General features: G+C 44.4%; 14 protein-coding genes. 7 read left to right on the top strand and 7 right to left on the bottom strand.

Annotated elements, in window-relative coordinates; genetic code table 11:
- Positions 1-178 precede the first annotated feature (178 nt).
- A complete protein-coding gene (locus tag R7F07_RS15650) occupies positions 179-523 on the top strand; it encodes a DUF3802 family protein (RefSeq protein WP_005377620.1) in 345 nt (114 codons plus the stop codon).
- 45 nt (positions 524-568) lie between these two features.
- On the opposite strand, the gene R7F07_RS15655 is transcribed toward R7F07_RS15650, so the two are convergent.
- Positions 569-1,063: an NlpC/P60 family protein gene (locus R7F07_RS15655; protein WP_171342971.1), complete on the bottom strand. Its 495-nt coding sequence runs from the start codon at positions 1,061-1,063 to the stop codon at positions 569-571.
- A gap of 134 nt (positions 1,064-1,197) precedes the next feature.
- Here R7F07_RS15655 and R7F07_RS15660 point away from each other — a divergent pair, with 134 nt between their 5' ends.
- The 4 genes from R7F07_RS15660 (at position 1,198) to R7F07_RS15675 (ending at position 4,758) form a co-directional block, all read left to right on the top strand.
- Entirely contained in the window at positions 1,198-3,216 is a 2,019-nt protein-coding gene (locus tag R7F07_RS15660) for a methyl-accepting chemotaxis protein (protein WP_171342970.1), read from the top strand.
- A gap of 270 nt (positions 3,217-3,486) precedes the next feature.
- Positions 3,487-3,900 carry an NUDIX hydrolase gene (locus tag R7F07_RS15665; RefSeq protein ID WP_025766662.1) on the top strand — a complete coding sequence of 138 codons (414 nt, stop codon included), beginning with the start codon at positions 3,487-3,489 and terminating at the stop codon, positions 3,898-3,900.
- Positions 3,901-4,110: 210 nt separating this feature from the next.
- Positions 4,111-4,491 (top strand): hypothetical protein, encoded by a 381-nt coding sequence (locus tag R7F07_RS15670; protein ID WP_053303078.1) that lies wholly within the window; start codon positions 4,111-4,113, stop codon positions 4,489-4,491.
- Between the two features lie 48 nt (positions 4,492-4,539).
- Positions 4,540-4,758 carry a hypothetical protein gene (locus tag R7F07_RS15675; RefSeq protein ID WP_171342969.1) on the top strand — a complete coding sequence of 73 codons (219 nt, stop codon included), beginning with the start codon at positions 4,540-4,542 and terminating at the stop codon, positions 4,756-4,758.
- A 103-nt stretch (positions 4,759-4,861) separates the two neighbouring features.
- Here R7F07_RS15675 and R7F07_RS15680 read toward each other — a convergent pair whose 3' ends face one another.
- Positions 4,862-5,677 (bottom strand): sterol desaturase family protein, encoded by an 816-nt coding sequence (locus tag R7F07_RS15680; protein ID WP_025766660.1) that lies wholly within the window; start codon positions 5,675-5,677, stop codon positions 4,862-4,864.
- A 140-nt stretch (positions 5,678-5,817) separates the two neighbouring features.
- On the opposite strand from R7F07_RS15680, the gene R7F07_RS15685 reads away from it, so the two are divergent.
- Together R7F07_RS15685 and nagK are read left to right on the top strand one after the other, a co-directional pair.
- Positions 5,818-6,567: a tRNA-uridine aminocarboxypropyltransferase gene (locus R7F07_RS15685; protein ID WP_005389532.1), complete on the top strand. Its 750-nt coding sequence runs from the start codon at positions 5,818-5,820 to the stop codon at positions 6,565-6,567.
- Positions 6,568-6,742: 175 nt separating this feature from the next.
- Complete coding sequence (gene nagK / locus R7F07_RS15690) at positions 6,743-7,651, top strand: N-acetylglucosamine kinase (RefSeq protein ID WP_005377586.1); 909 nt, start codon at positions 6,743-6,745, stop codon at positions 7,649-7,651.
- Between the two features lie 219 nt (positions 7,652-7,870).
- Here nagK and R7F07_RS15695 read toward each other — a convergent pair whose 3' ends face one another.
- From R7F07_RS15695 to R7F07_RS15715, 5 genes are all read right to left on the bottom strand, one after another.
- Positions 7,871-8,137: a DUF2960 domain-containing protein gene (locus tag R7F07_RS15695; protein ID WP_005377584.1), complete on the bottom strand. Its 267-nt coding sequence runs from the start codon at positions 8,135-8,137 to the stop codon at positions 7,871-7,873.
- Positions 8,138-8,213: 76 nt separating this feature from the next.
- Entirely contained in the window at positions 8,214-9,992 is a 1,779-nt protein-coding gene (locus R7F07_RS15700; protein ID WP_171342968.1) for a bifunctional molybdopterin-guanine dinucleotide biosynthesis adaptor protein MobB/molybdopterin molybdotransferase MoeA, read from the bottom strand.
- The gene (gene mobA / locus R7F07_RS15705; protein WP_171342967.1) at positions 9,989-10,576 is read right to left on the bottom strand and encodes a molybdenum cofactor guanylyltransferase MobA; all 588 of its coding nucleotides are present in this window, start codon (positions 10,574-10,576) and stop codon (positions 9,989-9,991) included. The genes R7F07_RS15700 and mobA overlap by 4 nt, the downstream gene beginning before the upstream one ends.
- A complete protein-coding gene (locus tag R7F07_RS15710; protein WP_025766658.1) occupies positions 10,554-11,273 on the bottom strand; it encodes an energy-coupling factor ABC transporter ATP-binding protein in 720 nt (239 codons plus the stop codon). Before R7F07_RS15710 ends, mobA begins: the two co-directional genes overlap by 23 nt.
- A 50-nt stretch (positions 11,274-11,323) precedes the next feature.
- Complete coding sequence (locus R7F07_RS15715; protein WP_005389524.1) at positions 11,324-12,022, bottom strand: ABC transporter permease; 699 nt, start codon at positions 12,020-12,022, stop codon at positions 11,324-11,326.

Raw genomic sequence — 12,022 nt, forward strand, 5'->3', positions numbered from 1 at the left:
TTTGAAGAAACCCTGTATCCGAATTCAGTGAAGCAAAGCTCAATTGTTTGAAAATCATCCAGTTGGTTCGTGAATGTTTGTTAATATGAAATAAGTTAATGAAATTTTCTCGGCATGTCTTACTATTGAAACTATTCTGCTTTCAGCTTCGAAGGCTTGCAATAAACGGAGAAAAACAGTGGTTTTAGAAACCGATGGATATCTCGCTCTTATCGAGCACTTGTCTCTAAATCTAGATATTTTTACGACCGAAATTGGCGACACTGGATCCGAAAGCATCGAAGATGTTGTCACCGATATGGTGGCTTCAAACATCATGGCGATTTTTGAGCAAAATCCAGAACTTCACTCGAGCGTACGCTTCAAATTGTTGAAAGAGGCTGATGCAGTTGTTGAAGATCTTGGTGAGATATTGGCTGGGGTATGGCATAAAAAAGCGACCAATGAACAGATCACGTTCCTTGATGAATACATCGCTCTGGTCAAAAATCTGTTCGATAATGCTGTTGCGACTTACGACTGATATTGTTTTAACTTACAGCAATGTCCGGTTAAAGAGTGAGAGGAGTTACATTGTAACTCTTCTTATTTGCCAAAACTTAGATGCCCAGTATGGGTTGTCGATTCTTGAAATAATCACACCTCTAGACGTCGATGCATGCATGAACTGCTTGTTACCCAAGTAAATTCCGACATGATAGGTTGTACGTCTTGTTTTAAAAAACACTAGATCCCCTTGCTTGGCATCCGTCCAACTTAACTCCACACCTTGCTTTGATTGCTGCTTCGTTGTCCTTGGTAACGAGAGCTGATAAGCCTCAACAAACGCTTTTTGTACAAATGCTGAGCAATCAATTCCAGATTTCTGTGTCCCGCCTAAGCGATAAGGCGTGCCGTGCCACTCTGAGTAAAAGTCGAACAAGTCAGGGTTGTCCGACAATAGCTGATTTGTAGGTGTTGTCACCTGTGCTTGCTCACTAGGCTCAGGCCCAGAAGAGCAGGCGCTTAGTAGCACACTGATTATCAAAGGAAAATATACTCGACGCAAATCACCACCTGTCATCTCTATGACTCACAACTGAAATATTAGTGTCATAACCAATCCATAGTATGGGCTGCAAATCACGGTTTTGTCTCACAAATGTGACGGAATCACTGCAGAACCGATTCAACCTTAAGAAAGAATAAAAATTGATTATGGCAAAGCGAAAACGCTCACGCACATCACTTTCACTGATTCAGGCTGTCAGTGCAACATTTTTAACTATCATTGTTCTTGTTATAGCCCTTTCTGTCTCAAGTTTCAAAGGAATGGAACAGGTAGGGGAACAATTTGAAGACTTGTCGCAAAAAGCATTACCAATCGCGATGGCAAACGCAAAGTTAACCAGGAATGTATTGGAGATGGTTAAGCTACTCAACCATGGTATGCAGATTACTGAGCCGAAAGAGTTGCCTCTCATAAAAGAGCAAATCGACTCTCTTGCAACTCAAAGCACAACTTTGGTTGTGGAAGCGTCTGGTGTAGCTCAGCAACTCTCGGAGGAGTTAGACACCAAACTAGCGCGTTTACATAACATCACGCAGTCCATTTTGTTGAAGCAATCTTCGGTGATACAAATTCAAATGGATATTGATGCCGCTGTTGGTGGGTTTCGCTATGGGCTTAGCTCTATCGGTCCGGAAATGAATCGAATCAGTTCGTTTCTTAGTGCTGATAATCCTGAGTCGAGCGATGCCGCTAACCGTTTCATTGCTTCTGCAAGCTCAATGGAAAGTACGTTCTTAGTCATGATGATGCACTCAGAATTAAACAAAGCCGAAAAAGAATACCGAGAAATGCGAAATCGCATAGCAGGTATTAAACTCGCCTATGAAGACTTCCAATCTTTCCATCCTGAAGTAAGTGAATATGCAAGCTTAACCGCACCATATGAGATGGTGAAACAAGGCTTTAGTGAAAAGGGCGTGCTGCGTTTGATCCTCGCCAAACTAGAACAAGGGGAATTGCAACGTTCAGAGTTTAAACAGGCTTCGATGCTTGCGGATGAAACCATGCGGTTACTTGATCAAATCTCCCAAACCGCTGGTCAGTTGATTGATGAAAAAGAGCGGGTGGTCAACGAGACCATTGAATCGGTGAGCGTTGTGCTCGTGTTTGCGGCGTGTGTGATTTCTTTTATTATTCTAGTTACTTGGTTTAGTCTCAAGTCATGGACAAACCGAGGGTTAAGGAATGTACTAACGCGTCTTTCAGCACTTACCGAACATGATTTTCGTGACAAGGCAGAAGAAGTCGGCCCCTATGAGCTGAAAGAAGTAGCACGAAAGTTGAATCAAGTAATCGATTCCACACATGACTCCATTCAAACGGTGACGCGCAATTGTGAAACGCTTTATCAGACGGCAGAAGTAAGTCACAGTGCAGCCGAACAAACAAGTGATGGGTTGGCAACACAAAATGAAGCGTTGTCGAGTATGATCACGACCATAACGCAACTTGAAGCCTCTATTCGTGAAATAGCAATGGTGACAAATGCATCTTCACAGGACTCGCTCCTTGCAACCCAACACACTGAAAAAGGGGTTCAAGTCGTGGAAAAAAACCGCGAACGTTTGGAGTCATTAGAAAGCTCTTTGGATGTAAATGAACAGTCAATGTTAGAGCTAGACCAGCGTGTTAAACAGATTCGTGAAATGGTGGATATGATCAGTGGGATCGCGGATAACACCAACTTACTTGCTCTCAACGCGGCAATAGAGGCTGCCCGTGCTGGTGAGCAAGGGCGTGGATTTGCGGTTGTCGCTGATGAAGTTCGCAAACTTGCAAGTGATACCTCTCAACAAACTACGAACATCCGAGAAATGATGAGCGAGCTTATTACTGCCGCAGAGCGTTCGCGCCAAGCAGTTAATGATTCAAGAGAAGAAATGACCCACGCGCTACAGTCCAGCAATGAAGTGAAATCGACATTCTCTGATATCAACCTCGCGGTTAAGCACATTCAAGAACGTGTTGAACAAATCTCAGTTGCTACAGAAGAACAAGAACGAGCGACGGCAGATGTATCTCAATCCATCACGCATATTTCTGATCTTGGCGAACGCACAAAGCTGCAGCTTGAGTCTATGGTTGAGAGTTCTGAGCAAGTGGCGGAAATTGCCGGGCACCAGCAAGCAATGCTGCACAAGTATGAGCTTCATCAGACCAAGTAAATGAGATGTTTCCACCGACTAAAAGCAGAACCTCGGTTCTGCTTTTTTGTTACGGCTACCCATTCAATGGCTCCAATTTGCATTGCAAGAGTGAGTTACATCTCATCTCGTTCATTTCTAAAGGGTTTAGTTATCACAACGTGATGTTAATGCTTTGTTCGAGGGACTCGTTGACTAGAATGTCGCCAGAATTCAAAGGAATGAATCATGCAGCTTCATGCGATTTTTTTATATCCAGAGAAAGCTAAAGCCATAAGAAGGAGTGGTTTTGTGATCGATAAAGTTTGCCCCGTCGTTCTACGTAATCAAAATCAAGAGATCCTACTTTTTAAACATCCGTTGGCGGGTGTTCAGCTCGTCAAGGGCACTGTTGAAGTGTTTGATGAAAGTTACATCATAGCGGCCAAGCGGGAGCTCGCTGAGGAGTCTGGTATCACACATGTTCGTTCCGCACGATATTTATGCTCATGGGACAGTGGCTTTCAAAATCAAGCATGGCATTTTGTTTTGTGTGAGTGTGCTGATCTCGCTAATTCATGGCTGTTTCATACGCAAGACGATGGTGGACATGATTTCGCGTTCTTCTGGCACGATGTCGAGAGCGGCCTTCCCGCGAATGCACATACTGTGTTTCAGCGCGGGCTGGAAAAGGTACGAGAGTTGCTAAACCAAGGCGTGATTTAAAGGAGGATTCTGTCGTTGCATTGGCGGATTTGGGACAATGACAAAGCAAACACTATGCTTCTACTAGAAGCAAATAAAGAAGGTAGAGTAGCCGTTACTGTTCTCATCGTGTTGATAATGGCACTGTCGATCTCAAAAATGGCGATGAGATTACAAATGTTTAAGTGACTTCTATATGCTTTGCTCATTCATTCAGATAAGGAAACGGTAATGGATAAATTCGTCTTGTTTCTCTTATGCCTTTTTATGACAGTTGGCGGAGTGGTTCATCTTTATGACAACATTGTTGGTGGCTTTTTACCTTACGATTTTGCGCCACGCTGGTTGAATATGTATTGGAGCGCTTTGGGACTATTGGACTTATTAGCAGCGTATCTATTGGTCAAGCATCACCGCTCTGGCATAGTCGTTATGTTATTGATTCTTATAACCAATGTTATCTTTAGTTCCCACGCTCACTATACATTAGAAATATTAGATAACAACGTCGCCCTACAAATGAAGACACTGTTTTTAGGGTTCTCATTTGGGGTATCTATCTGGTTATGGAATGCGCGAAAACATAGTCAATCGCGCCAAATATTTCGTTAATTATTATTTTCACAACACTCGATTAAGGATTGTAAACAGGGACTCGTTATGAACGATTTTAAAGACTTGGCCAGTTTTGCTGGTTTCAGCGTACTGACAGGTTTGAGCTTTGCCACCACTTTCTTCAGCCTTGCTTTTCTATACAGCTCAATAGAGGCACAGCAAGTAATGAACATCAATGCTTTGGCATGTGCAGTGCTTGGTGTTGTTGGTTTATTTGTTGGTATTACTCAGCTAAACAAAAAGCGTCAGCTAGCAGAAAACTAATCTGCTCTTACACATCATGAGGATGAAGTAGTGTTTAACTGGGGTTTAGGCTTGGTCTATTCGTTTTGTTGACATACTTCATCCAACAATATTTTTTCAACCATTACTTCTTCTCTTTATTGTAGCGAAAGGGCTGCGTTAACAGCTTATCTAATCTTTGCTCTTCTTCGTCTCTAATTTCCGGCACACCAATAACAACATCTTCATGACCCAACTTAGGCTGAGCTCGGTATGTCCCAAAAAAGCGGTCCCAAACTGAAAGGAAAAAACCAAAGTTTGAGTGGGTCTCTTTTACTATCACTGAATGGTGCACGCGATGCATGTCTGGTGTAACGATGACGTTTCGCAGTTTTTGGTCCATAGATAAAGCCAGTTTTGCATTACTGTGATTAAACATCGCGCTCGCATTAAGCACAATTTCAAATACCACAATTCCGATAGGTGAAACACCTAAGATAAACACGGCTGCAATTTTTACTCCCATTGAAATGATTATTTCGAAGGGATGAAAGCGTGCGCCTGTAGTGACGTCTATGTCGAGATCGGCGTGATGCATTCGGTGAATCTTCCACAGCGGTTTTACATGATGAAAGACAACATGCTGAGCGTAAATGACGAAATCAAGCAAAATGACGGTTAGGAAAATGTTTAACCAATCGGGGAGGGACAGAATATTCAGCAGCCCCCATTGTTGCTCCTGAGCTATGACCGCAGCTTGAAAGGCGGCGATAGGCATGATTAAAGCAATAACTAGGCTGTTAAAAGCAACCAATGACAAGTTATTGACCCAGCGAAACCTGCGCGAAGCGGTCAGTGTTTTTCTAGGCAATTTGTTCTCCCAAATGGCACAAAGCAATAATACGCCAAGGAAAAAGCCTAATCTGAGCCATGAGGGTTCTTGAAATGTCGTTTCTGTCACTGTCATTCCCTTATTTATTTCTTTATCTATGACCGAGATAAGTGTGAAATTATTTCAACACACTGCTGATGGGCTTATCTTGAGGCGAAACCATAATATCAGTAGAATCGCGCTCTACTTTTTACTTGGCATTACTTACCATGAGAATTCACGCTTTCCACCGTTTATATCAGTACCGACAATCTATCTCAACCAAGCCTTTCAACGCGCGTGGATGTAAAGTGGTTCGTTGCCAATATTGCCAGGTTTCTGAGCAACACTGTTTGTGCGACCTTCAGCCAAACATTAAGGCTAATATTGCATGTATGTTGATTGTTTCTGAAAACGAAGTATTTAAGCCAAGTAATACCGGTCGTCTAATCGCTGATACGATTCAAGAGACTTACGTGTATCAATGGAACCGAACAGAACCGTCTGAAGAGATGCTAGCGCTACTACAGGATGACAGTTACCAACCGGTGATTGTATTTCCTGCAGACTATGTGGATGATCCCTCTCGTTTAATTGAAGATCTAGAGCCAGGGCGATTGGTAAAAGAAGATGTCGAGAACAAAAAATGGTTGCTGATCTTTATTGATGGTAGCTGGCGTGAGGCACGAAAGATATTCCGTCGTTCTGATTTTCTTAAATCTTTGCCTGTGCTTTCCATTGAGCCGGAATCTCTGTCTGAATACATCATGCGCCGCTCCGAGAATGATCAGCATCTTTCAACCGCCGAAGTCGCGACATTAGTTTTAAAACAAGCTGGTGAGCCTAAAGCTGCGGAATGCCTTCAATTGTGGTTTGAAGCCTTCAGAGAAACTTACATGCTGAGCAAGACTCGAGTCAAAAGCGACCCTAACCAGCCACACTTGAAACGTTTCAAAGAGTGGATGAAAACCGAGAGCTGACTCTAAGGAATGAGCTTTTGTTGATGGTATGTTGTTCAACTGGCTTCGGTGAGGGGATAAATCTGCATTCGGTCACGGTTTGCAGGCGTACAGATATGGATAATGCCATCAGTTTATACTTTTGACTCTAGCCATTTTTGAGAGTCGTTTGAAGCATTTTTTAGGAGAGAAATACATGTATTACGGCTTTGATGTCGGTGGCACTAAAATTGAATTTGGTGCATTTAACGAGAAGCTTGAGCGTGTAGCGACGGAACGTGTACCTACACCAACAGACAACTACGAGCTGCTGGTTGATACCATTGCGGAATTGGTGAATAAATACGATACAGAGTTTGGCTGCGAAGGTACGATTGGTCTTGGCCTACCAGGTATGGAAGACGCCGATGATGCAACGGTACTAACAGTTAACGTTCCTGCGGCAAAAGGCAAACCACTTCGTGCTGATCTAGAAGCTAAAATCGGTCGCAGCGTAAAAATTGAAAACGATGCAAACTGTTTCGCGCTTTCTGAAGCCTGGGATGAAGATCTTCAAGATGAACCATCTGTACTAGGTTTGATCCTTGGTACTGGTTTTGGTGGCGGCTTTATCTACGAAGGCAAAGTATTCTCTGGCCGCAACCACGTAGCGGGTGAGGTGGGTCACACACGTCTTCCTATCGACGCATGGTTCCACCTGGGCGAAAACGCACCATTACTTGGCTGTGGCTGTGGCAACAAAGGCTGTTTAGATAGTTACCTATCTGGTCGTGGTTTCGAGCTTCTTTACGCGCATTACTACGGCGAAGAGAAGAAAGCGATCGACATTATTAAAGCGCACGCAGAGGGTGAAGAGAAAGCAGTAGAGCACGTCGAGCGCTTTATGGAGCTGTTAGCGATCTGCTTTGCAAACCTGTTTACTGCAACAGACCCACACACCGTTGTACTTGGTGGCGGCTTATCTAACTTCGAATTGATTTACGAAGAGATGCCAAAACGCATCCCTAAACACTTATTGTCTGTGGCTAAGTGTCCTAAGATCATCAAAGCAAAACACGGTGATTCAGGTGGTGTACGCGGCGCTGCGTTCTTAAACATCAAGTAATGACTTAAACCTTACTCGATATAAAGTAAGAAGAAATTTAAAGCCCCGTTTAGACTTTCAAGGTTAAACGGGGCTTTTACTTATATACCGAAGTAACTTGTATACCCAAGTAACTCATATACCTAAGTAATTTCGGTATGCTCGGGTATGGATCATGAACAAAAGTAGCATGCATAAAAAACTCACGACGAATCGTGAGTTTTCTGTTTGCAGCTAAGCTTATTTGTTCTTTTTGCCTACGCCCAGGTTTTCTTTTTGAGCTAGGGTGATTTTGCTAAAGCCTAATTTTCTGAAGTAGTTGTCGCGGTAGTTTCGCACCGCTTTAGTGTCAGACACTGCTTCGATTTGTTGCTCCATCTTTAGGAACTCAGTGATATCGATACCTTCGGCTTCTGCAACTGCTTCTTGAATGTTGCGGTGTTGCTGGTATGAGAACGTCAGTTCTTTGTCTTGGTCTTTGTAAGTGTAAAGAATGGTGCGAGCCATAGCTGTCTCTCTGAAAAGGTTTCTGTATATTAAACAAAAAGGCCAGACTCGCTGACCTTTGAATTTCTAGTTTGAGCTAGATTCTGCCTTGAAGTGGGATAATTGTCACGCTTTCTCCCGCTTTTACTGTATCAATAGCTGGGGAGATTTCGATCAAACAGTTTGCCTCACTCATTGAGCGTAAAATACCAGAGCCTTGCTTGCCTGTTGTACGAACGGTTAAACGGCCAGTGTTATCCAGTTCATAGATTCCTCGACTAAACTCGGTACGACCTTGGCGAGAGCGAAGGTTTTCAGTCGCGATGGCATTCACTTTCAGAGGCTTCCAGCCTTGTTCGCCTTGCATCTTACGCAGTGCAGGCTCGACAAAGTTGATGAATGAAACCATCACGGCAACAGGGTTGCCCGGCAGACCAAAGAACGGCTTGTTGTTGATTTGACCAAACGCTAATGGACGTCCCGGACGCATGTTGATTCGCCAAAAATCGATTTGACCAAGTTTATCCAAGGCAAGTTTGATGTAATCCGCATCACCAACGGATACGCCACCAGAAGTCATAACCACGTCCGCTTGCGCCGATGCGTTTTCCAATGCTTCAATCATTAACTGTTCGTTGTCTTCCAGAATACCGAAGTCCAAGATCTCGCAGCCGAGCTTTTCAAGCATGCCCATGATGGTAAAACGGTTGGAATCGTAGATAGAATTCGCTTTTTGCTCTGTTCCCGGCGCTTGTACTTCGTCACCGGTGGAGAACACGGCAACTTTCAATTTTCGGAATACATTCGCTTCACCAAAGCCAAGCGAAGCGATCATGCCCATTTCTGGAGAGGCGAGGCGAGTGCCTGCGGTAAAGACGTCACTGCCGATAGCGAGATCTTCACCTGCTTGACGAACGTTTTGGCCTGCTTTGATATTCGCACCGTTAAAAGTGACCTTGTCACCTTCTTGAGTGGCTTGCTCACGCATGACCACTGTATCGCCGTTACGTGGTGTTGGTACGCCAGTCATGATCTTAACTGCTTGACCAACTTCCAGAGGCTGATCGTAAGCATGGCCCGCCATCACTTCAGCAACCACTTGGTAGCTATCACGGTCAACATCATCACTGCGGATGGCATAACCGTCCATCGCGGAGTTGGTGTATTGCGGCACATTTACTGGTGAAACGATATGTTCCGCAAGAACGCGGCCATAGGCGTTTTCAATCTTGCATGCTTCTATTTCCGAAACCGTGTTCACCAAAGAAAGGATTTTCTCTTGGCCTTGAACCACAGAAAGGAAAGCAGGAGAAAGTGTGTCGCAACATGCGGCTTCTTTCTCTTTGTTTTTTGGTGCTTTCGCTTCTTGAACATACTGAATAACGAACTGAGCAATCGCTTCAAGATCATTGATGTTCATTTGTGGCAGTTCAGAGTCCAACTCGCCGCCGTCTGAAGCGATAGCGATGATGTTTTCATCGTTTGGATAAAGCCAAGGCTTGCCGACTTCTTCACGGTGCAATTCGATTTTAGGAAACGCGATGTTTTTGCAGCCTTCGACCAAAACCACATCAAGCATGTCTTCATCAAAACGTGTTAATAGGAATTCAAACTCCGCTTCGGCTTCTGGCGTTTCTGTCATTAACGCAAAACGGTTGCGAGAAGCAATCAGCATTTGAGATGCGCCAGCTTTGCGTAAACGGTAGCTGTCTTTACCCGGCTTATCGACATCGAAGTTGTGGTGCGCATGTTTTAGCATGCCAATGCGTAAACCTGCTTCGGTCAGCTTTGGCAATAGGGCTTCAAGTAGCGTGGTTTTGCCTGTGCCTGAATAAGCTGCAAAACCAAGAATAGGAATGTTTAGCGTGTGTTTCATGATTCTAATTGTCCAAATTGCGCCAGTTCTTCCGGAGTGTTCAAGTTGACGAAACAGTTTGGTGAGTCGCTAAAGTCAACGTAACTGGTGTTGCACTCTTTGTAGAGCAGAATGATTTTGCGGTCGCCACGTTCTAAAAACGCGGTGAGTTTTGGCAGTACGCGCTTGTTGTAGAGCGTAAAAACAGGTTGCTGATGGTCACCATCATGCGCGACCAAAATATCGCTGTCTTCTTTGACAAACTGGCAGAAACGCTCGACAAGGTCGGTGTTAATTTGTGGACTATCGCAAGGTACAAATCCGACCCAGTCAGTTTCAGCATGCATCAAACCCGCGTGAATACCGCCCATAGGCCCAGGGAAATCTTTGAATTGATCACTAAATACGAAACCAAATTTGCTGTACGCATCTTGGTTTCGGTTGGCATTAATTAAAATGCGTGGAGTTTGTGGAGATAAACGTTCAATAACGTGTTCGATGAGTGGCTTCTGATTTAACTCAATCAGACCTTTATCTTTTCCACCCATACGGCTGGCTTGGCCACCAGCCAAAATGACCCAACTAGTTTGTGTTGGTTGAAGCATATGCATTCTCTTGGGATGTTTCTTTTGGTATGACATACAACAGAGGAGACTCTATCAAAGTCTTGTCTTTAATCCACCACTGTTTTTTACATAAGTCGGTCAGTGCGTTGGCCTGATGGCTTGTCACCACGATACTGGAACCACGATCCAAAAGATCTTTCGCCATCACTACCAATCGTTCAATGGATTCTTGGTCTAAAGACGCACTTGGCTCATCCATCAATAAAATCGACGGCTTTAAGATCCAAGCCCTTGCCATGGCAACGCGCTGTTTTTCACCGCCGGACAACACGGAAATATGTTCGTCCGCTAAGGTTTCTAAACCTACCATGCGCAGCGCGTGAATAACTTGAGCTCGCTTATCTTTTTGCGTATCTTGTTGATATTTCACTCCATAGACTACGTTTTCATATACAGTGCCGTCAAAAAGGTAAGGGGATTGATGGAGATAAATCACATCGACACGACCATTGCGACGCGTCAGTCTTTTCAGCCACGTATCTTTTGGCGCAACAACATCGCCAGTAGAGGGTTTGAGCAAGCCAGCAAGGATTTTGAGTAGGGTAGTTTTGCCCACACCATTGTCACCCTTGAGATAAATGGCATCATTTGGGCCGATGGCTAACTCAGGGATGTGGAAAAGCACACGCTCTTTAAAGCGCATGGATAACTGTTCGGCGGTGATTTTTATAGTCATAATTCGCCTCGACATGGGGTTAATGGTGAGTCGTTTGTTTGCTTCATGTTCTATGTTCTGAGGTAGCCTTTGCCTCTCATACTTGATAAGAAGAAGTTTAGAGCCAACGCTAAAGATAGTAATACAATTCCTAATGCAACTCCTTGCGCAAAAGCACCTTTACTGCTTTCCATTGCGATAGCCGTGGGAATATTTCGCGTCACGCCCATAATGTTCCCACCAACCATCATTGAGCAGCCCACCTCGGTCACGATACGTGAAAACCCTGCAATGATAGCCGCAAGTAGAGGAAAGCGGGTTTCCCAAATCATCGTAGCTGCCAAGCGCGGAATGGAGACGCCCAGCGTGATGGCAGTTTCCACTGCACGACGGTCGCTAGATTGTAATGCACCATGCATCATCGATACCAAAACAGGGAAGCAGATCACCATTTGGCCGAAGATCATTGCCTTCTGAGTGAACAGCATTTGCCAGTCTCCCCAAGGGCCAGCACGCGACAGCAACATGTACAGCAACAGGCCAATCACCACAGTAGGGACCGCTTGCAGCGTATTTACGATCGACAACAAAAACCATTTACCGCGAAAGTCGGTGTACGCCAGTACAAAGGACATCAAAATAGCCGGCAATACCACTAGGGATATTGCCGTAATAGAAACACTAAAGGAGACCGCAACGATCTCCCATAGGTCTGCATCAAAATTCACCAGTAAGCGAAGCGCTTCCAGTGTTGTATCAGCAAGATTCAT

Source organism: Vibrio sp. YT-16, assembly GCF_033337405.1.
GTDB classification, from domain to species: domain Bacteria; phylum Pseudomonadota; class Gammaproteobacteria; order Enterobacterales; family Vibrionaceae; genus Vibrio; species Vibrio alginolyticus.